We start from the raw sequence: 20,985 nt of genomic DNA, 5'->3' as shown, positions 1-20,985 counted from the left end.
CAGCGTCTCATATCCAACAGACAAAAACCTTCGGGTTTTGCAGCGTATTTCTTCAGCGTTTGCCGTATTCCATTCCTTTTTCGAAGGCCTTCGTGTTTACGTCGAGAAATTGGATTTTCTTTCCAAAAAATTCTTTCAGACCTTCCAGAATGCTTTCCTTAGAGACAACCTCTGTCCGCGCCACATAAGCTCCAAGCATCACCATGTTAGCCGTTCTTTTTTCGCCGATTTCCACTGCGATTTCGTTCGCTGGTACTGCAATAGCCTTAACATCTTCTCTTCTGAGTTGACGGGTGATTAACGAACTGTTGAGAAATAGCAATCCTTGAGTTTGCAGCCGAGGTTCAAATGCTTCCAAAGAGGGATTATTCATAATTATCAATGCTTGCGGCGAGGTTATGACTGGAGACCCTATTCCCTCGCTTGATATGACGACTGTGCAGTTGGCGGTTCCTCCACGCATTTCTGGACCGTAAGAAGGTATCCATGTAACATTTTTTCCAGCTTTCATAGCGCTGTACGCTAAAAGCTTTCCAATAAACATCAACCCTTGGCCGCCGAAGCCAGCCATTATGACGTTGGCATAAACAGGTTTTCCAACTGTTTTTTCCATGTGTCAACCCTCTTTTGGAACTTTGAATTCGCCTAACGGATAATATGGCACCATTTTCTCTTCAACCCATTTTACTGCCTCGACGGGAGTCATACGCCAATTAGTTGGACACTGCGATAGGACTTCAACCATGGAGTAACCTAAGCCTTTTATTTGTGTCTCAAACGCCTTCTTTATGGCTTTCTTAGCATGTATGATATGTTTAGCATTGTTCACGGCAACTCTTGCAATGTACGCCGCACCGTCAAGTGTTGAAAGCAACTCTGCCATCCTAATTGGATAGCCGGCGCGTTCTGGAATTCGCCCCATGGGCGAGGTTGTGGTTTTCTGTCCGATAAGCGTTGTAGGCGCCATCTGCCCACCAGTCATTCCATAGATTGCGTTGTTAATGAAAATCGTGGTTACTTTTTCTCCTCGAGCTGCTGCATGAACCGCTTCTGCAGTCCCTATAGAAGCGAAGTCGCCATCACCTTGGTAAGTGAAAACAACCAGTTCAGGGTGAACTCGTTTACAGCCAGTTGCAACCGCGGGCGCACGACCATGTGCAGCTTCATACATATCAACATCAAGATAGTTGTAGAGAAGAACCGAGCAACCTACAGGCGCAACACCAACAGTTTTCTCCCTGATTCTCAACTCGTCCAACACTTCTGCCACGAGACGATGAGCAATCCCATGCCCACAGCCCGGGCAATAATGGGTCATCACAGGACGCAGGGTCCTTGGTCGTTCAAAAACTTTCTCAAGTTCCACTTTCATTTTTCAACATACCTCCTTTACGAACTTTTCTGTTTCAGCAACTATCTCATCGTAACTCGGAACCACGCCTCCGGTTCGCCCATAAAAGCGGATGTTGGCTTTACCACACGAGCCGAGCCTAACGTCTTCAACCATCTGCCCAAGGCTCATCTCAACTACCAAAAACTTGCCTACTCTATCAGCCATCTTTCTAAATGTGTCGTAGGGAAACGGAAAAACTGTAATCGGACGCACCATTCCTACCTTGACGCCTTTTTCACGGAGAACTTTTATTGCAGTTTTTGCAATTCTCGCCACCGTCCCATAAGCAGCAATAATAACCTCAGCGTCGTCGGTTTGATAGGTTTCAACACGCACCTCGTTCGCAATCATCTCTTGAATTTTGCGGTTTATTTCCAAATTATGTTTTTCTAAAGCTTCAGGATCAAGGTAAAGGCTCTTAACCAAATTTGGAGGACGCCCCTTGGCACCTGTAAGGGTCCATTCCTTTGGGGGAAGTTTCGACGACGTTGTTTCTTTGAATTCAACGGGTTCCATCATTTGACCAATGTAGCCGTCCCCTAAAACCAGTACAGGATTGCGATACTTGTCGGCCAGGTCGAAGGCTTCCATCGTAAGTGAAACCGCCTCCTGCACTGTGTGGGGCGCCAGCACAAGCAGATGGTAGTCGCCATGTCCTCCGCCTTTAGTGGCTTGGAAGTAGTCGGATTGCGAAGGCTGTATACCGCCCAGTCCAGGACCCCCACGCATAATATTCACTATTACGCAGGGAAGCTGTGCACCGGCCATGTATGAGATTCCTTCTTGCATGAGGCTGATTCCAGGGCTAGAAGAGGACGTCATCACTCTTGCACCAGCACCAGCAGCGCCGAAAAGCATGTTGATCGCGGCTACCTCGCTTTCGGCTTGGAGATATATTCCTCCAACTTCAGGAAGACGTTTTGACATATACTCAGGAATCTCGCTTTGGGGAGTTATGGGATAGCCAAAAAAGTGTCGGCAACCCGCTTGAATCGCCGACTCGGCGATCGCTTCGTTCCCAGTCATAAACTTTTTCTCCATTATTTCTCTCCTCCAACCTTCTTTTTTTCTCTGTAAACTTCTATGGCTACATCTGGGCATGTTATGGCGCACAGGGTGCAGCCAGTGCATTTTCCTTCTGGGTCAACGAATTCGGCGGGATAGTAGCCTTTAGGGTTAATTCGTTGTGAGATTTGTATGAGACGGAATGGGCAGGCGTCAACACAGAGCGTGCAGCCCTTGCATGTCTTTTCATCGATTACGATTTTACCCATTTTTGTCTTGCATCCTTTAATCATAGCTCACTATTTGTGCACACTCGGATTTTGTTCATCGTAAGCACCATTTTTGAGAAGTAACAAATACAATAGGAAAGGGAAAAGTGTTTCGCAAAACCGCTGAGAATTAGCACTCTAAACCTTCCTGAGCAACTTTCAAAGCCGCATTCCGCAAGCCTTAGGGAAACGTGTATATTTAAGAGTTCAAATGTAGAACGATAGATTCGAGGATAGTTAAATGTCACAGATTCAAGAAATACGATGGCATGGCAGAGGAGGACAAGGAGCATGGACGGCGAGCGAACTTCTAGCAAAAGCTGCCATTCTTGAAGGAAAACACATCCAGTCGTTCCCCGAGTTCGGACCTGAACGCATGGGTGCTCCTCTGGCGGCCTACACACGAATCAGCAACGACCCCATTAGGCTTCACTGCGCAGTTTATAACCCAAACGTAGCAGTGGTTCTTGACCCGACACTTTTAAAAACGGTTAAAGTGACTGACGGTCTCACCGAAGACGGAGTGCTAATCGTCAACACCAAAGAACGCCCAGCAGAACTCAGGAAAAAATTGAATGTCACTTCTCAAAAAACTTGGACTGTTCCGGCAACCGATATCGCTATCAAAATACTAAACGTCCCCATCACAAACACTGCCATGCTCGGCGCTACAATCCGTGCAGTCTCTCTAGTGAGCCTAGAGAACATTGAAAAAGCTATCAGAGAACGTTTCCGACAGGAATTAGCGGAAAGAAATATCGCAGTATTAAAGGAGGCGTACAGGGAGGCAAAAACGGAATGAGCCAAAAGCCGAAGGGCTGGAAAGAAGTCCCCGTGGCGGGAGTTTGTTGGAAGCCGGCAACGGAATATCTCACCGGCGACTGGAGAACCTTCAAGCCAGTACGTGACCCTGAAAAATGCACCCGATGCCTACTATGCCCCATGATTTGCCCCGACTCAGCCATAACGTGGAACAAAACCACAGAAGACATCGAGTTCAACTATGATTTCTGTAAAGGATGTGGCATATGCGCTAACGAATGTCCCGCAGACGCCATAAAAATGGTGAGAGAAGGGGAGGCTTAAAGGATGGCAACTGTTCAACAAAAAGTCCTTGCATTAAATGGCGACGAAGCAGTTGCTCTGGCCATCAAACAGTCAGATGTAGACGTGGTAGCAGCATATCCCATAACCCCTCAAACAATCATCGTAGAACGGTTCAGCGAATATGTGGCAGACGGAGAGGTAGACACCGAATTTGTATGTACAGAGTCAGAACACAGCGCCCTCAGCGCATGTTTAACCGCCTCTGCCACCGGAGTTAGAACCTTCACCGCGACCGCTTCAGCTGGTCTTGCCTTGATGCATGAGATACTCGCCGTTACGTCAGGGTGCAGAGCACCCGTGGTGATGGCTATCGCAAATCGCGCGTTATCCGCGCCGATAAACATACACTGTGACCACTCGGATAGCATGGCAGAGAGAGATAGCGGTTGGATACAAATCTACGCCGAAAACTCGCAGGAAACGTACGATTCAATAATTCAAGCCTTCAGAATAGCCGAACATACAGACCTGCTTCTCCCAGTCATGGTGTGTCTCGACGCGTTCGTCCTCAGCCACACTCTGGAAAACGTCAAAGTGTTACCCGACGAAACTGTGCGAAAGTTTGTTGGCACTAGACAAATTCCTTTAGTAATGGGGCACGAAGGCAAAAAAGTGCCCTTCAAACTGGACCCAGACAATCCGATAACGATGGGGCCCTTAGACCTTTATGACTATTATTTCGAGCATAAGAGACAGCAAGAAGAGGCAATGCGAAAAGCGTCAAAAATAATTGTGAATATCCACAATGAGTATGCTCAACTAAGCGGACGCAAATACGGAAATGGACTTGTTGACGCTTATTATCTTGAAGACGCCGATATTGCAACAGTATGCCTTGGCTCAACCGCGGGCACCGCCAAAACTGTCGTGGATCAGCTTCGAGCCGAAGAAATAAAAGCTGGACTCTTACGTCTCCGCACCTTTAGACCGCTACCAGTAACAGACATCAGAGAGGCATTGGCTAACGTGAAAGCAGTGGCAGTAATGGATCGAAGCAACAGCTTCGGCGGACATGGAGGAGCAGTGTTTCACGAAATCCGCCACGCTCTCTACGACGCCCAATCACATCCATATGTTGTAAATTATATATACGGTCTTGGAGGAAGAGATATGCCTCAAAACATTATCCGAGGTATTTATGAAGACTTGCAGGAAATCCTCGAGACTAAACAGGTGAAAAGTTATGTGCAGTTTGCAGGAGTGCGAGAATAGGAGGAGATAAAAAAAATGGCGACAACTCCTTGGAAATTCACTGCAAAAGAAATCGTGGAAAAACCAGAACTCTTCACAGCTGGTCATCGTGCATGCGCAGGATGTGGCCCAGCCATCGCTTTACGGCAGATAATGAAAGCCACACGAGGACCTACAATAGTCACGAACGCAACAGGGTGTATGGAAGTTGTGTCGACGATATATCCCTACACGGCGTGGAAAGTCCCATGGATTCACACGGCCTTCGAAAACGTCGCAGCTAACGCATCCGGCATTGAAGCTGCTTTGAAGGTGATGAAAAGGAAGGGACGGCTTAAGCATGAGCATGTTGATGTGATAGCTTTTGCCGGTGACGGAGGCACCTTCGACATTGGAATTCAAGCGTTGTCAGGTGCAGTAGAACGAGGCCACGACTTTCTATACGTGCTCTACGACAATGAGGCGTACATGAACACGGGTATACAACGAAGCGGAGGCACCCCCCACGGCGCCTCAACCACCACATCACCAGCAGGCAGGGTAATCCCTGGAAAGACTCAATTCAAGAAACCCATAGCAGACATCATAGTAGCCCATGAAATTCCCTATGTGGCAACAGCTTCGATTGCATATTGGCAAGACATACTAAGCAAGGCGCGGAAAAGTCTAGAGGTAGAAGGCCCAGCTTTTATGCATGTCTTTACACCTTGCCCCCGAGGCTGGCGCTACAATACAAGCAAAACTATAGAAGTCGCCCGCTTAGCCGTGGAAACCTGTATATTTCCTTTGTGGGAAGCAGTGAACGAAGAATACCGCTTGTCTCCTCAGAGCAAGATTATGGCTTTGAAACCTGAACGTAAGAAGCCAGTCACGGAATATCTGAAAATGCAGCGCCGTTTTGGACACTTGTTCACGCCGAAATTCGAATATGTAATAGATAACATTCAGAAGGTAGTTGACAAACGCTGGAACAAGCTGCTTAAGAAGTGCGACATGAGTTAAAGCTGTAAGACAGTAACCAACGCTGTCAAAAGCAAGCCCACTGCCGTGAATAGTGGGATTGCCGTTTTCTTAGCCCGTTGTGATGCCCTGTCTGCCAGAAGCGACAGCTCTTTTATCTGTTTTTCTCCAATCACACTCACATTGGGAACCTCGCCTACACTCCAAGCAGTAGATGTATACTCCACATTGCTCAATGCTTCTCTGACTGCTTGTTTGATATAGTTAATCAACTTCTCATGAGATATCGCCTCGCCCAGAGGATGATATCCACGCGCAGTCATAATAATGCCGTTTACGACATGCGTGTCCGTGGTGAAAACCTCCCCTATGTCAACATCCAACTCTTTTAGAGCGCCAAGAATCTTTTCTCTAAGACCAGAAACCATGTTATTGCCATCAATAGTCACGTAAGCACAAGTCTGTTTGCCAACTCTAATTACTAAAGCGCATATTCCACCAGGTCCCATCCCATCCTCAAAACTAAACTCCTTCGGTACAACCTTTGCTGCACCTACTTCAATAGAAGAAGGCTTTAGTTTGGAGGCTTTTTTCAAAACGTCAAGAGCAGCCTCTTTCAAAGGCTCCACAACACCGCTTACATCAAAGACCCCGTTGATGCTATTATGCGCGTTAATTATTATTACATGAGCTAAACCAAGCTTTGACGCTTCTTCAAGAATAAAATCACCTATTTCCTGCGGAAAATCCTCGGTTGTCTCAGGCGCCAAAGTCAGAGTAAGAACTGCACAATCTCCAAATATCTGACAACCCGCACCCGCAATACCTTTATTCGCTTCTACAAATCGCGTCGCTTTCAAACCAAAATGGGTAAAATCAGATGAGTCTAAAACCCCTCTCAATACTTTTTGATTTTGTTGCTGAGACGAAAGATCAAACTCGTGTCCAAACAAGCCGTGAGGAACTGATACAACGCCACATAGCTTCTTTTCTAATGCTTCTTGAATCATGAATGGAAGAAGACTACTCCCGACATTTCTAAATGGTCCAGGATGGAAAGATGATACAACAATTACAGATTTAATACGGTCTTCTGCCTTAAAGGCTAATAGAGAGAAGCCAATAGTTTTTTCCCTTCCAAATCTTTCAAAAAGATTTTCAACAGGTACATTCAGATTTTCCATCCAGTTAACAAGAAAAGCCTTCAAGACCATGGTCGTAGGTATTTTGAAAGTTTCAACGCCTATGTTGTTCACTGAACTGATGAAGATAAACGATGTAAGAATCGATATGGGAATTGAAAAGAGAAAATATGCCATTGTAATACTGGCAAAGATGTGGCCTACAGAGAATGACACGTAGAACATGGGTAAAAGACAAACTATAGGCTGCATTATAGATGCACCCACAACTTTCCGATAAGGTGCAAAAGAAGTTGAAGAAAACACGATCAAACGAAGAATGCAAACAGCGGTGAACCCTATGAAAAAAAGGTCAACCCAAAAAATCCACGAATTAAGAAAAAGAGTTAGCAAAGAACCAATTAGGAGAAAGCTTAACCACAACAGAATGGAGAACATGGAAAGAGCAGCGCAACGCCGCACGTTGTGAACAGGGTCTGATTTCATAAAAACCTGTCTTATAATGAAGTCGGAAATTGCTGACGACAAAAAAAGAAGTAAGCCAAACTGTAAAGCCAAACTCATATCCGCGCGTGCAAGCAAAGAAGTCGTTATAACACTGCCTATTATGCACGACAGAAATGTGAGCAATGTTATTTTTCTAAAAGATGGTAAAATAAATAGTGAAGAATAATGCTTTTCTACCCTTTCAATCGAATGTTCCAGACTTTCAGTAGAAACCAATTAAATCGTTTCTCCGCACAAATCCTATGAATAGCTTCTTCCAAATATTAAAGTTAACAGACCTTCAGAAAAAATCCTAGACAAGCTTTAAGACTGTTCTCGCAGAAAATGGAGATAAAGTTTTATCCTAGAACAGAAATAAGAAGGTAGGACTGTTTATGCCAGCTAACATTATCCCACCTCCATCAATCTTTCACATGCTGGAAAAAACCGTAGGGAAAAAAATACTAGTGATCCTGAGCCAGACTTACGGTTTTGAAGGAACGTTAGCGGCTATAACACATGAACCGCCTGGAATCTGGCTTTCAAACGCTGAAGCCGTGATTTTCCGAACAACTATTGCAAACCCCATACCACAAATTGCGGGTAGGGAGGAGAGAAGCGAAATCTTTGTCAATCTAAACGCGGTTCAGCGAATAGAGATTCTTCACAAGGGCCAAGAATAGATACGTTCTTCAGAAAAGCCTTCCGACATAGTAGAGCTGTGCTAGTATACAGAAAATTATCAAACTAATAGCGAGAACAATAATAAGCTCTGGTTTAATTCGTATACCGTTAGTCTCCTCTTCAAAAAATCGCAGCAAACCAGCACTTGCTGCTGGCATTGGAGCACCACTTTCCCGCTTTTTCTTTCTACTCATACCGACAAACCCTTTAATGTCTATTTATACTCTTCAAATCTCAGCTAATTAATGTTATCGTTTCTTCAAAGTTTTTATGTCGGCACCGAGTTTTCAATAGAACAGAGGTTCATATATTGTCTGCCCGCGAATCATATAACCGAACATTCAGACTGCTCCAAGAACATCATAAATGGTTCCAAGAAAGTGTTCCACTCATAGCAAGTGAAAACGTATCAAGCCCAGCTGTGCGTGAAGCGTTGGCAAGTGACTTTGGTCACCGGTATGCTGAAGGCTGGCCTGGCGAGCGGGTTTACGCTGGGTGCACGTACATAGATCAAGTTGAGCTTCTATGTATTGATTTGATGAAGAAGTTGTTTAGTGCAGAGTTTGTTGATGTACGTCCAATTTCAGGGGTGGTTGCAAACCTTGTAGTTTACACGGCCTTCGCGGAGCCCGGCGATGTCATGATGGCATTGTCGATTCCATGTGGAGGGCACATTACGACGGGTAAGAAGCGGCTGGGTGGCACTGCAGGTGCAGTTAGTGGTTTAGATGTGCAATACTTAGCCTTAGACTATAAGGAACTAAATATTGATGTGGACAAGACGAAGAAACGAGTGAAAAAAATGGTCGATAAGGGAAAGCCACCGAAACTGGTGATGTTTGGGGCAAGTGTGTTCCCGTTCCCACACCCAATTGGAGAACTAGCTGAAATCTTTCACAATGTAGGTGCTACAGTAGGCTATGACGCCGCTCACGTAGCTGGCTTGATTGCTGGCGGAACATTTCAGGATCCACTGCGAGAAGGCGCCGATGTTGTCAGCTTAAGCACTCACAAAACTCTTTTCGGCCCTCAACACGGCGGCGTACTTTCATGGAGCAAATACGCAGACAACATCAAGAGAGCCACGTTTCCAGGGATGGTTAGCAATCATCATCTGCACGCTTTAGCAGGCGTTACCGTGGCATGTGCTGAGATGTTAGAGTTTGGAAAAGAATATACCCGACAAGTTATCAGGAACGCGAAAGCATTGGCGCAGGATTTGCATGAACGTGGGTTCAAGGTGTTGGCAGAGCATAAAGGCTTCACCGAGTCGCATGTCATTCTTATCGACATAACACAGCAAGGTGACGGTGGCTCAATAGAGGAGACCTTGGAAAAGGCGAACATCATCATAAACCGCAACTTGTTGCCTTGGGACATCAAAGAAGGCCGTCATTTTATGCACCCAGGCGGGATAAGACTGGGCACATCTGAGATAACAAGGCTTGGCATGAAAGAGTCGGAGATGGCTGAAATCGCCGAATTCATAAAGCGTGTAATCATCGATAAGGAAGATGTCCAGAAGGTCAAAAGCGATGTTGCAGAGTTTAGAAGAGACTACGAAAAGGTGCACTATTGCTTTGAAGACGCTGCAAAGGCGTACAAATACGTAAAACTCCGCTAGAAACCATGTAACAGATTTTTTTATCTAAAAAGGGCGATAGATGTTGAAGCTAGTATCTCTGACCCATCCTTATGTTCATCTAGAACCTTTGCGTTGTTTTACCCTCTTGACGTTTTTGCTTGAATACCTTCAGAAGGCATATGGTCAGGGCTGATTTATGACTTCGATAAGAGCGTTTCAGAGCATGATGCGACGTATTTATTTTCATAGAGACTTTAAACGAGGGGTAGTGGGAACGTTTATGTGGCTTAAAGAGGAAGTTGACGAGCTTGAAGAAGCCATGCAAAATGGAAATAAGAAAGCCCTAGAAGACGAGTTTGCAGATGTTATCGCTTGGCTTGCGTCATTGGCTAATGTTCTTGAAATAGACTTGGAAGAGGCTTCACTAAGGAAATATGATGACTGTTGCCCGAAATGTGGTTCATCGCCCTGCAAATGTCCTTTTGGAATGATAAAGGGTTAAACGGTTTTCAAACGTTGCTGCCCCATACCTGTTAATTCCCAAAAATAAGGCTTCTTACTCCCTTTGTGCGAAGCAATTTTCTCAGTCTCTAAGAGCCTCAGGTGATGGAGAACCACATGGTAGTTCAAACCTGCTTCTTTTGCCAGCATACTCGCAGTAGCAATTTTTATTTCAAGAACTCTAAGGATTTTGGTACGCGAAGCTAATCCCTGTCGAACGTTCCTTGTTTCGCTCAAGTAGGCATTTGGATGAAAAGCCAGTTTGGCCATAGCCATCAATTATACTTCTGTGTTTCAGATAGAAAAGGTTTAAGCAAAATCTACAAGGCTTATTTGCCGAGGCTTCTTCCCTTCGAATAGAGTGGCTATCTCTTCTTCCACCAATGCAAGACGGTGAAGATAATATCTGGGCAGATCATATTTTTCCACGAGGCGCCGTGCGGCGGCAATATATTTTTCGATTCCGCCACGATACACTGTCAGTGACAATGGGCCTCCGCATTCTAGACATTTTCCTTTAAGTGGCATGCGGCGGAAACGTTTGTTGCACAGTTTGCAGCGGAAGCCTTGAGTTGAGAAAGCGCGGAGGTTTCCAGAGATATCCCTAAGAAAATGAGTTGTTAAGACTTTCAAAGCCACACGCTTGGCGTCAACCGCTTCGATTTTGTCTGCAAGCTCTAACTGACTGTTTAGCTTGTCGGTCATCTTCTTAAGCTTCTTATACATGCTTTCACGATTTCCCATGTTAATGTTCGAAACAGGAGTTGTATAGCCAAAGCCCTCAAACTGCGCTTCAGTTCCCAACTTGTGGGCAACCAAATCAACTAGGTTCGTCACTTTCCAAGGAGCAACATTTTCTAACGTTTTCGCGTAAAATTCCAAAGGATAATGATCGACAATTTCAAACTCGTGCGCTTGGCGCTGCACCTCCATCGGATTAATAACTGGAATTATGAAAAGAGGCGCGTCCATTATGCCGCCTATTTTAGAAGGCAGATATGACCTTGAAAAGTTCAACAAAGTATCAAGAGCAAGCATCAAAGCGTCTTCATCTCCATCACAATCACGCCGCTTTGCAGAATGCCACAAGGGATGAGCGTAGCAGACGTCAAGGTCGGTGAATCCTATGATACGACCTAAAATGCCGACAGAAGTGTGGGGAGCCAAACCAACCAAAAGATGACCTACCAAGTCTTCAGCTTGTTTCACGTTGTAATGTTTTGGAAGTTTGTAGACTTTTTCGAGAAGTTGGTCAAGAAAGTTCGCCACACGAACAAAATATGTTGCGCTCTTTCGCGGGATGACAACATCTTGCACCTTCAATTCGCAAATTTGCTCTTCACTGGTTAGAGGGCTGCCTTGGAAATCCAAAGCGTATCCTAACTGTTTAAGTTTCTCCACTGAAACTCTGACTTCAACAGGTTTGAAATGAGTTAGTGGAGCATTTGTAGCGTCAAACCGTATTGTCCCATCTTTATAAACAGACAGGTCTCCCCTAGCGCGAAGAATACCCTTCTCAAAAATTTCAGCAACCTTGTGCTCGTTTGACAAGCCTTTAACTCCTTTAATAATCTCTGGCTGATTGACAGCCAACTGGCGGCAAGAATCTCTAATCAGGGGTTTCAAGTCAAGCGTTTGCCGTTCAAAGCCGCTAGTAGGAATTTTGCAGGTCGGGCAAACATCTTTATCAGCTTTTATACCGCATCGGGGACAAGTTTTCTCAAGAACTGTTTTAACGTGACATGAAGGACATTTGGTTCTCAGAGTCTGTTCTCGGCAGCTTGGGCATCGTCGCTTTACCAAGTCTACACGAACTGGCCCCTTTTGAGCTGCTATAATTAAATCACGTTGCGACCCTCCAGCTAGTCCTACAGGGAAGAGAAGATGGACGCGAGGCTTCATTTCTCGTCTTTTTGCTTTCTCGGGTCTACCCATACGTGCCCCTATGGTGGTACGTATTTTTGCTCGAACAGTAATACCGGAAAGATTCTTTAAAGCCTCGAAAGAAGAAATGGCGGTGTCAAATTTAGCTGTTGGTGAATCAAAGCCAAGACAAGTAGCCAAGGTGAAAGCTTCATTGCCTTCAATGATTATTTGATTTTTAACAACTCGGTGAGGAAGGCATAAACGCTCTAGTACGCTCTTCACTGTAGTGTTCAATTCATTAGTTATTCGGGAAATTTGCTCGTTCTCTCTTTGAACCTGAGAATTGAGCAGCCATTGGCGCAGTTCGTGTAATTCCTCGGTTGCTATGTTCGACCAGAAGAAACTATAATTTGGATGAAGCGGAACATCGAGGTTTTTAGCTATCGCAATAGCTTCTTCCGCATTTGGTTTGTTGTGGAAGGGGTGTGAAAGGAATGTTTCTAAACGTTGCGCCGAGACATGTGTAGATGTTGCTGCTTTCTCAAAATCACCTTTAAAATGCTGCGTTATCACTAATTCCAACTCACCCTTCCACCATTCCTCTGTATACCCTGAAGGGCAAAGCTTTTTGTTGTTATACAAGAAGTCTCCAAAGCTAACGAGTAGGTCACCCAGAAAAAGAATCTTATCAACCTTGTTTTTTATTTGCTCGAAGTTTTGTCTTGAAACGCGAGTTACTGAGCCGTCTTTTAACAATACTATAGGTGGCTCAATAGTGTCCACAGGCATAACTATCCCACCCTTACCTGGCAATTCCATACGAATCTGTGTGCCTCCAGCAAGGAATTGGTTTAGAACCAACATTGTCAAGGGGTGTACTCCAACAGCGGCCAAACCAGTGTTTCTTGACCGCCCATAGCGAAGGCGAAACCCACCTGGTTGTGAAGGAAACGAAAAAACGGGACGCCCCGCAATTATGTCTTCCATAAAACCAGCAGTCTTTTTCTTTTCCTGAGTTCCCCTCGTTTCGCCTGTGTGTTTCAGCCAATCCCAACCCTCAATGCCTAATTTTTTAATAATGATGAAGACCTTTGCTGCTCGACCTATAACACCGTCGTTTACTACACGCAGAGCACCCCCACGAACATGATTTGTCTCTATTCTAGGCAAATTGCGGAAAGACTGCACCTCAACAGGGTCAGATTCGGTGCCCGTTACCTCGACGGGTATTGACTCTAGAGCCATCCGAAGTCGCTCATCAGCGACGTGATATTGAAATCGACCTACACTTCGCTCATATAGCCGCATCTCTTCAATAAACCGATTTATTTCTTCCTCCGTAGGCTTGTAACGGTCCAAGCCAAGAAGACGACGTACAAAGTCGCCGATCACAAGTGTTAATGCCTGATCTGTGCCCCCAGCCGAACGAATTGGACCTGCATAATATATAGCCAAATACTTTGTTTGGTCGAGGTTAGTTTTTATGGATACCTTTGCAACTCCCTGCAAAGGAGCTGCTGTTATGCCTTCTGTCAGAATGGCAAGAGATGTGCGAACGGCTTGCTCTGCAGCGGTCTGAGTGTCCATGTGGCCAAACTTACCATAGACAATTTCTTCGGCAATTTTAAAAGCAAGCTCTTCGCGAGGAAGCTTTTCGCTTAGTTCCCTTATGCTCTCTGCAACCCCTGTAGGGCCCACCAAACCTTCCACAAGCTCCGCAAGGTCTTTCGCAATTTCGGATTCAGGTTTCAGTGCAGGGTCTAACCCTTTTTCTCGCGCTTTTCTGGCGATTTCATAAAGTCTCTGCAGTTCATTTTCAATTGAAAACGCGTATCGCTGATATTCCTTGCTCATCTTGACGCCCAAAAAGCTCGCCCAGTAACTGCAATTGTAGAGGCGTATTTTGGGTTTTCTGACACGAAGAAGGTTAAAAGTGCCAATAATGTGGGTAGTGCTATTGTATTTATGGACAGCAACTTGTTTATTTTACCCAGCATCGTTATAGGTTGAAATTGTTCAACGTAGATGTTGTCTAAACCACGTTCTTCTTGACAGTTGTCACGAGTTTTTTAAACATACTTCTAGCGCCTATTTCTTCGGTGATGTTTCCAGTCACAACTATGTCTGCACCGGCCGCAACAGCAGTTTTAGCCTGCCCACTATCGCGAATTCCGCCTCCAACAATTAAAGGAGCGCTAATGGCGTGTTTTACAGTCTTTATCATGACCGACGGAACTGGTTGGCTTGCTCCAGATCCCGCTTCCAAATAAACAAACCTCATGCCAAAATATTGTGCCGCCAACGCATGTACTGCGGCAAGCTCTGGTTTCGTGTAGGGAATGGGAATGGCTCTTCCTACAATTCCAGCGGTACCACCTTCGCCTACAATAATATAGCCAAGCGGAAGAGGTTCTAAACCGTATTTTTTAACCATAGGAGCGCCTAAAACTTGAGCGCCCATAAGAAAATAAGGATCAACGGAGTTTAGAAGAGACATGAACCAGATTGCATCTGCATATTTGCTGATTCCGGTTATATTGTTTGGAAACAAGATTATGGGAATTTTTACTGTACGTTTTATCGCCTTTATGATGCTGTTTAGATGAGTTGTAGAAGTGGAGGTGGAGCCGCCTACCATAATGGCTGTTGTTTTGTATACCTCTACTCTTTTAGCTAGTTGAGAAGCAGAAGAGACTGTAACTTTTTCTGGGTCAATCAAAGTAAGATGAACTGCACCTTCTTCTTGAATACGCTTAAGAAGATAATTTTCTACAGGGCCGACCATGCGAAGTCCTTCCTATGCGGTTGCTGTAGTTTTTGAAGCCTTCCTCATACTGTAGTATTTGTCGGTAAATCTGCAATAAACATCAATTTCTTTATAAGGCTGCTTAATTGATAAATCGTCTGTTAGGTCACAACCGCCACAACGCACCACGGCCTTTTTATCGTCTTTTATAAGTTGTACTCGTATAGCTTCTTTCCCACATCGAGGGCAGAGAAAAACTTGTGGCAGACGCTTCTTAGGAATGCGAACAACTTTCCTCCGCCTTCTCCCCATGTCTTCAAGCCCCTGTTCTTTAGCTTCTACGTTATCATTCCTTAAATACTTACCCAAAAGGTTCTCCACATTCTTTTAGTCTCTCAACCAATTGTTTAGCGCTAGAATAGAAAGCTCTGATACGTTGTCATACCCTTACAGCTCTTTCGGCATCACCAAATCCGCAATATCTACGCAGTGCCCAAAAATTCGATACATCGAAGACGCCACGGCTAAAATAAGAGGTACAACTTCTTCGGATTGTTTCATTGCTGCTTCTATGTCATGGAGCATGCTTTCCATCTTTGCCCTTTCATTGCGTACTTCCTCTGCCAAAACAACAGTGTGCCCGAAAAATGCTTTCAAAGCCTTCTCTTGAGCCTTAAAAACCATAGAATGAAACTTGTTCATCAATTTTGAAACCTCCTTGGAGATTTTCAAGGCTTTTAACAATAAGGCTTTACAGGCAATTTCTACAGCTCTGTCGCCTATTGTTTCAACTAAACTTGCACACATTCGACAATCAAGACAGTCAATGGAACGAATTTCCAATTTCTCGCCTAAATTTGGGTTTTGAATTATGGTTCGCAAAATTCTCACAAGAAGGAAATAAAGCCTATTCACTTCATCGTCACGAGCGATCACATTCTTGGCTAGATGTACGTCGCCTTCCAGAAAGGCACTCACAGCATCTCGGTGCATGCCAGCGGCAATGTTATACTCACGTCTCAGAATCTTCTCAGGTGGAAACGCGGCGGGTTCCAATAAGCATTGCAAAACGATGCGCGCGTAATCTTCCTCCACAATCTCCAACCCCACAAGACGCCTAGAAGCATGTTTGATTAATGCTCTTTCATGGGGTGAAATGCGGTTTTTGACCTCAACACGAATCACATCGTAACCAAGCAAATACTTGCCCACGATTTCTCTGTCCAAATAGGGTGTTGGCTTTATTGTAACGCTTAAAGGCTTGCGCTCGGCGTCATATTGTGGATCAAGGCATAAACGTCCGTCACTAGTCTCCAAAACTGCTAGAACCATTCCTTTGTCTAGCCCAACGCGTTCCGCCCAATCTTTAGGTAGAGAAACAAAAAAAGTCCCACTATTGGTACGTTGAACCTTACGAAGCTCCATGTTACTGCCTCAAACCGTCCATTAGAAGTCTAAAACAAGTGAGTGATATATAATTATAGGTGGCAAAAATGGAAGTTGGAAAGGAAGTTATAATAGGTATAGATTTGGCAGTGTTAGAAAAAACCCGACTGGGTAGCGTATTGGAAGAACGGGTGGGCTTCCACGCGTTACGTACATCAAGATAAGGAGATAATAAACTAAACAGTTAATCGCAAATCATGTATTACTGCAATAGACGCGTCTCTAACAACGCCAAAAACCGGGACAATGCGCAAAGCAAATAGAGACCTATTGAAACAGGGTTACTCCGTCTTTCCATCACTTATGTGTTCAATGAAGAGCCTTACTAAGCGTGCCACTCCTCTAACGCATAAGCTGAGAGCCAACAGATTAGACGTCGTTGAGGTTCATCCTGCATCCGCCAGTGAAGCTCTTGGCCTGCCAACTAAAGATTGGCAAAAGACATGAACTTTTCTGAAACAAATAGGTTTAAAGGGAGATCTCGAAATACGAACTGTGACACCGCATAAAATTGACGCTATAACTGCTATCCTAATAGCCTGCCTCTATTCATAAGGAAAGGCAAGAAAAATAGGTGATAAAAGGGAAGGTCATAGTGATACCGAAAAGAAACAATTGGAGACAGCTTAAAATTGAATAAGCAAAAGAAAGTTCAGCAAGCAATCTCATTTTCCCTCACAGCAGGCTATCACCTCAACAAAGAAGCTTTCAACCTTCTCACTACAATATCAAAAACAGAGGATCCAGTAAAGCTCATTGAAATGACTCTGGAAAAATTGGAAAGACTCGATGAAAGACCGCTTTTTATAAGCAAGAATCTTCTTGAAGAAACAGCAAAAGAAACCTTTCCAGATACGGAAGAAACAAAAACACTTGCTGTCTCCGCCCTGCAGGAACCTTCTATAGCAACAGGAAAATCCAAAAGACCCTTCTACCCAAACGCAAAGGATGTGGATAAAGACATAAAAGTATTAGAGGATCCAACCGACAAAATATGTTCAACTGGTTCAATTAATGAATATCTTGAATACTTTCAGGATCGGTTTAAGCGAATAAGAAAACTGCTGCGACAACGAATGGATTCTAAGAATGCTGCATCAATAAAAGAGGCGTTCCGAGCGGCATCTAATTCAAGAGTCAAGATATTTTGTATAGTTTCAGAGAAGCGTGAATCAAAATACGGAGTTTTCTTAAAAATCGAAGACCTAGAAACCAACGCTACAGTGCTCATTCCCCGAAATGCATCTAAGGAACTTTTTGAGAAGGCAAAGTCGCTACTACTTGATCAAGTTGTATGCCTAAGCTTATTGAAAAGCAGAAAGAACTTGCTAATTGTCGAAGAACTCTTTTTCCCAGATATTCCTCAAAAGAAACCGCATAAAGCTAAAGAAGCTGTCCATGTAGCCCTTATATCCGATCTTCATGTGGGAAGCAAAGAGTTCATGAGAGAGGAATTTAATCGTTTTGTGTTGTGGCTCAATGGAAAATACGGAGATAAGAACTTAAGAGAAGTCGCTAGCCGCGTCAAGTACATCATTATCGCAGGTGATATCGTGGATGGTGTAGGTGTCTATCCAAACCAAATAAAAGACCTAGCCGAACGAGATGTCTTCAAGCAATATAGACTGGCGGCAAAATTCATCGAGCAGATCCCAGACTACATAGAGCTGATAATCATTCCTGGAAACCACGACGCCGCGAGGAAGGCATTGCCACAACCGGCCATCCCTAAGAGGTATGGAGAGCCCCTTTATGAGACGCGGAATATATTATCACTAGGCAACCCAGCAACTGTAAGCATTCATGGAGTAGAATTTCTCATTTATCATGGACGAAGTCTAGACGATGTCTTGGCTACAGCGGCGGATATGGATTTTCATTCTCCGGAGAGAGCTATGCGCTTGTTATTGAAAGGTCGACATTTGGCGCCTACATACGGTCAGCGCACCTCAATCGCGCCGGAGAAGCGAGACTTTCTTGTAATAGAAAGTGTTCCAGATGTTTTCCATACAGGTCATGTACACGTTATGAAACATGAATTTTATAGAGGAACTCTTATGGTTAATTCTGGTGCTTGGCAAAAGCAAACTGGTTATCAGAGAAGTTTGGGTTTAGAACCCACACCGGGTATTATCCCTGTTGTAGATCTTCAGACCCTTGCTGTTTTACCTGTGGACTTTAATGCTTAGTTTTGCCAAATTTCAGTATCAAACACTTCGGTGTGAAATCAGTTAACTGTCCTAAGTGGGCATCGTCTATATACACTTTCTTTAAGGGGCTTCGCGGTATTGCGAGACTAATTTTTTTTGTCCGACCATAACGACCTCTACTTATGACCCTTGAATTTAGTAACCCAATTGAATCTAGCTCACTTACAAGCCCACTTACTCTTCTCTGTGTCAGTGGAGAAACTCCGATTTCCTTACACAGTTCAGTATATATTTCATATATGTCGCCAGTAATGGCGGAGTAAATGTTTGCTTTTCCGAGGAGGTATACGCTGTAGAGAACGAATTTTGAGTGCAGTGTCAAATTTGTTAATGCATCAATTACTCTATTACGCTCAATTCGCTTCTCGGCTTCTCTAACATGGTCTTCGGCTATTATCTTTGCATTCTCCCTCTCCGCTACTTCGCCTGCCACACGGAGCAAGTCGAGTGCGCGCCTTGCATCCCCATGTTCCGCAGCAGCCAAAGCGGCACAAAGGCTCACAGCACCTTCTAGTAAAACACCCTTGCAGAATGCTAACTTTGCCCTTTGCCATAAAATGTCTTGAAGTTCGGAAGCATCGTAGGGTTTAAACATTACCTCCTCTTCACTCAAGGCACTTAAAACGCGTGGCTCCAGCATTTCTTTGAAACGTAGATCGTTTGATATTCCAATGATAGAGACGGTACTATTACAAAGAGCACCGTTTACCCTCGTCAGTTGATATAAGAGAATGTTGCCTCTAGCCTTTATCAACTCATCAAGTTCGTCTAATATAACAATAAGTGAGAGATTTTGGGTTTCCAGACCTTTTTTAAAGCGATCAAAAACTTCGCCAACAGCAAGTCCAGTAAAGGGTACATGGATGTTTAAGGAACCACATAATCGTGTAAACACCCTATATTCCGTTCCTTCTAAGCGGCAATTTACATACGCTGCCCTAACTGGTGCACCAAATTCTACAGCCTTTTGCACAAGCCGGCTTAGCACATATTTCATGACAGCAGTTTTTCCAGTACCTGTTTTTCCATAAATAAATATGTTGGAACATCTTTCTGCTTTTAACAGAGGAGCAACAATCATGCCTAAGTGCCTTATCTGATCTTCACGGTGAGGTAGTTTTTTTGGGATGTAGTCATGGCGGAGTACATCTCTATCCCTAAAAAAGTGGTTAGTTTTCAGAAAACGTTCAAAGACAGAATCAAGCATATCTGCTTCTTTTTTCATAACGATAGTTTTCTCCCTTCAGCAAATGCAATTGTAAAACCTTGCTTTCAACTGGAAAAGATAAACACTCTCATACAAAAAAATGGAGGTATACTATAGAACTAAAAAGCAAAGTGTAAGATGTAGAAAGTTGTTGCGTATATAAAGTAAAAAGAAGCTTAATGGTTTAAAGGTACTTGCACACACACCCCTTTCTTTCTTATGGAAACTCTTTTGAAATAAAATATTAACATGATTTCTTATTGAAAGAAATATACTCTGATTGTTTAGTACGACCGAATATATTTAATATTGATGGTCAAATATTTTTTAGCAAATACACTCTTTCACTTAACAAATCCATATTTCTAATATGAACCAACAATATTAATTTACACACTAAGTTTTGCAATGGAAATATAGGGGTTGGTGAAAATATTAATAGTCACATTTTGTGAAGCATTAGTAAAGTTTAGCCTAATATGAGATTTTCTATAGGCTGATCTGGCATTTTTTGGTTATTTTTGTCTACTCTAGTGTGAATAAGAGACCCCTTGGTTTCCTTTGGAAATTTAAAGATGATTACAGTTTTTTTCCATTTTTTCAAACAAATAGTTTGTGAATACTGTTAACTCCAAATAATTGCAAAACCCCCTCCTTTTGTTTGTACGCCGCCGTTTTCAGCTTTTTTACTATGATGCTTTTTTCATAACAATTATATCTTGTGAAGTGTAAAGTGACTGATATTATCTTCTGGTGCGTACTATGCCTGCCAAGAAAATGCGAGTGGAAGTATATGATGAGGATGGTAACCGTTACAATATAACTTTTGAAGGTAAAGTGACTAGAGAAAAGGCTTTATGCTTACTTGATATTGTGGAGTTACTCAGCGGCATACATGACAAGCAACAATTAAAGAATAGCATAGCTAGTGCCTCCAAATTCGACAAAACCAAAACTGTTGCTGAAAAACATTTTCCTTTTGCATGGTTTTCTTCTAAGGAAATTCTCGCAGCGTACGAACAAGAATTCAATGAACCAATTTCTCTTAGTACAGTTTCTACATATTTAGCAAGAATGGTTGACCGCGGGGTCCTTGCAAGAAGAGGGTTAACCTATAACATGAAGTATCAACTGATAACAAGATTGGCGCAAAACAGCCTAAGGATTATGAAAAATAAATAAGCAAA

Annotated in this window: 21 protein-coding genes; 9 read left to right on the top strand and 12 right to left on the bottom strand. The window is 43.7% G+C overall.

Annotated elements, in window-relative coordinates:
- Positions 1-52 precede the first annotated feature (52 nt).
- The 4 genes from NWE91_04960 to NWE91_04945 are packed head-to-tail and all read right to left on the bottom strand — an operon-like array spanning position 53 to position 2,667.
- Positions 53-613 (bottom strand): 2-oxoacid:acceptor oxidoreductase family protein, encoded by a 561-nt coding sequence (locus tag NWE91_04960; protein MCW3985741.1) that lies wholly within the window; start codon positions 611-613, stop codon positions 53-55.
- 3 nt (positions 614-616) lie between these two features.
- Entirely contained in the window at positions 617-1,372 is a 756-nt protein-coding gene (locus NWE91_04955) for a thiamine pyrophosphate-dependent enzyme (protein MCW3985740.1), read from the bottom strand.
- Between the two features lie 3 nt (positions 1,373-1,375).
- A complete protein-coding gene (locus tag NWE91_04950) occupies positions 1,376-2,434 on the bottom strand; it encodes a 3-methyl-2-oxobutanoate dehydrogenase subunit VorB (GenBank protein ID MCW3985739.1) in 1,059 nt (352 codons plus the stop codon).
- Positions 2,434-2,667 carry a ferredoxin family protein gene (locus NWE91_04945; GenBank protein ID MCW3985738.1) on the bottom strand — a complete coding sequence of 78 codons (234 nt, stop codon included), beginning with the start codon at positions 2,665-2,667 and terminating at the stop codon, positions 2,434-2,436. Before NWE91_04945 ends, NWE91_04950 begins: the two co-directional genes overlap by 1 nt.
- A gap of 250 nt (positions 2,668-2,917) precedes the next feature.
- Here NWE91_04945 and NWE91_04940 point away from each other — a divergent pair, with 250 nt between their 5' ends.
- Genes NWE91_04940 through porB form a run of 4 tightly spaced genes read left to right on the top strand, consistent with a single transcriptional unit; the run spans position 2,918 to position 5,967 of the window.
- On the top strand, positions 2,918-3,469 hold the full coding sequence (locus tag NWE91_04940) for a 2-oxoacid:acceptor oxidoreductase family protein (protein MCW3985737.1): 552 nt from the start codon (positions 2,918-2,920) through the stop codon (positions 3,467-3,469).
- Positions 3,466-3,753, top strand: coding sequence for a 4Fe-4S binding protein (locus NWE91_04935; GenBank protein ID MCW3985736.1), 288 nt, complete (start codon positions 3,466-3,468; stop codon positions 3,751-3,753). The genes NWE91_04940 and NWE91_04935 overlap by 4 nt, the downstream gene beginning before the upstream one ends.
- Before the next feature lie 3 nt (positions 3,754-3,756).
- Complete coding sequence (gene porA, locus NWE91_04930) at positions 3,757-4,986, top strand: pyruvate ferredoxin oxidoreductase (GenBank protein ID MCW3985735.1); 1,230 nt, start codon at positions 3,757-3,759, stop codon at positions 4,984-4,986.
- Between the two features lie 15 nt (positions 4,987-5,001).
- Positions 5,002-5,967: a pyruvate synthase subunit PorB gene (porB, locus tag NWE91_04925; GenBank protein MCW3985734.1), complete on the top strand. Its 966-nt coding sequence runs from the start codon at positions 5,002-5,004 to the stop codon at positions 5,965-5,967.
- Here porB and NWE91_04920 read toward each other — a convergent pair.
- Positions 5,964-7,697: a DUF2070 family protein gene (locus NWE91_04920; GenBank protein MCW3985733.1), complete on the bottom strand. Its 1,734-nt coding sequence runs from the start codon at positions 7,695-7,697 to the stop codon at positions 5,964-5,966. The two genes, porB and NWE91_04920, sit on opposite strands and share 4 nt — an antisense overlap.
- 251 nt (positions 7,698-7,948) lie before the next feature.
- Here NWE91_04920 and NWE91_04915 point away from each other — a divergent pair, with 251 nt between their 5' ends.
- Entirely contained in the window at positions 7,949-8,236 is a 288-nt protein-coding gene (locus NWE91_04915; protein MCW3985732.1) for a hypothetical protein, read from the top strand.
- A gap of 9 nt (positions 8,237-8,245) precedes the next feature.
- Here NWE91_04915 and NWE91_04910 read toward each other — a convergent pair whose 3' ends face one another.
- Positions 8,246-8,431 carry a preprotein translocase subunit Sec61beta gene (locus tag NWE91_04910; GenBank protein MCW3985731.1) on the bottom strand — a complete coding sequence of 62 codons (186 nt, stop codon included), beginning with the start codon at positions 8,429-8,431 and terminating at the stop codon, positions 8,246-8,248.
- A 116-nt stretch (positions 8,432-8,547) separates the two neighbouring features.
- Between NWE91_04910 and NWE91_04905 the strand changes: the two genes are divergently transcribed.
- Both NWE91_04905 and NWE91_04900 read left to right on the top strand, forming a co-directional pair.
- Positions 8,548-9,861, top strand: a complete 1,314-nt coding sequence (locus tag NWE91_04905; GenBank protein ID MCW3985730.1) for a serine hydroxymethyltransferase — start codon at positions 8,548-8,550, stop codon at positions 9,859-9,861.
- Between the two features lie 157 nt (positions 9,862-10,018).
- On the top strand, positions 10,019-10,324 hold the full coding sequence (locus NWE91_04900; GenBank protein ID MCW3985729.1) for a nucleotide pyrophosphohydrolase: 306 nt from the start codon (positions 10,019-10,021) through the stop codon (positions 10,322-10,324).
- Here NWE91_04900 and NWE91_04895 read toward each other — a convergent pair.
- The 5 genes from NWE91_04895 to NWE91_04875 form a co-directional block, all read right to left on the bottom strand.
- Entirely contained in the window at positions 10,321-10,599 is a 279-nt protein-coding gene (locus tag NWE91_04895; GenBank protein MCW3985728.1) for a hypothetical protein, read from the bottom strand. The two genes, NWE91_04900 and NWE91_04895, sit on opposite strands and share 4 nt — an antisense overlap.
- A 33-nt stretch (positions 10,600-10,632) precedes the next feature.
- Entirely contained in the window at positions 10,633-14,055 is a 3,423-nt protein-coding gene (locus tag NWE91_04890) for a DNA polymerase II large subunit (GenBank protein ID MCW3985727.1), read from the bottom strand.
- Between the two features lie 166 nt (positions 14,056-14,221).
- On the bottom strand, positions 14,222-14,974 hold the full coding sequence (locus tag NWE91_04885) for a geranylgeranylglyceryl/heptaprenylglyceryl phosphate synthase (protein MCW3985726.1): 753 nt from the start codon (positions 14,972-14,974) through the stop codon (positions 14,222-14,224).
- A 12-nt stretch (positions 14,975-14,986) separates the two neighbouring features.
- On the bottom strand, positions 14,987-15,304 hold the full coding sequence (locus NWE91_04880; GenBank protein ID MCW3985725.1) for a hypothetical protein: 318 nt from the start codon (positions 15,302-15,304) through the stop codon (positions 14,987-14,989).
- A gap of 78 nt (positions 15,305-15,382) precedes the next feature.
- Positions 15,383-16,360 carry a hypothetical protein gene (locus NWE91_04875; GenBank protein MCW3985724.1) on the bottom strand — a complete coding sequence of 326 codons (978 nt, stop codon included), beginning with the start codon at positions 16,358-16,360 and terminating at the stop codon, positions 15,383-15,385.
- A gap of 653 nt (positions 16,361-17,013) precedes the next feature.
- On the opposite strand from NWE91_04875, the gene NWE91_04870 reads away from it, so the two are divergent.
- Entirely contained in the window at positions 17,014-18,570 is a 1,557-nt protein-coding gene (locus NWE91_04870; GenBank protein MCW3985723.1) for a DNA-directed DNA polymerase II small subunit, read from the top strand.
- On the opposite strand, the gene NWE91_04865 is transcribed toward NWE91_04870, so the two are convergent.
- Positions 18,560-19,816 (bottom strand): orc1/cdc6 family replication initiation protein, encoded by a 1,257-nt coding sequence (locus NWE91_04865; protein ID MCW3985722.1) that lies wholly within the window; start codon positions 19,814-19,816, stop codon positions 18,560-18,562. The genes NWE91_04870 and NWE91_04865 overlap by 11 nt on opposite strands.
- Before the next feature lie 744 nt (positions 19,817-20,560).
- Here NWE91_04865 and NWE91_04860 point away from each other — a divergent pair.
- Positions 20,561-20,980, top strand: coding sequence for a hypothetical protein (locus NWE91_04860; GenBank protein ID MCW3985721.1), 420 nt, complete (start codon positions 20,561-20,563; stop codon positions 20,978-20,980).
- Positions 20,981-20,985: the final 5 nt, after the last annotated feature.

It is taken from the genome of Candidatus Bathyarchaeota archaeon (genome assembly GCA_026014805.1).
GTDB lineage: Archaea > Thermoproteota > Bathyarchaeia > Bathyarchaeales > SOJC01 > JAGLZW01.
The sequence above is the reverse complement of the archived record's forward strand: the minus strand, read 5'-3'. Positions and strand labels throughout refer to the sequence as shown.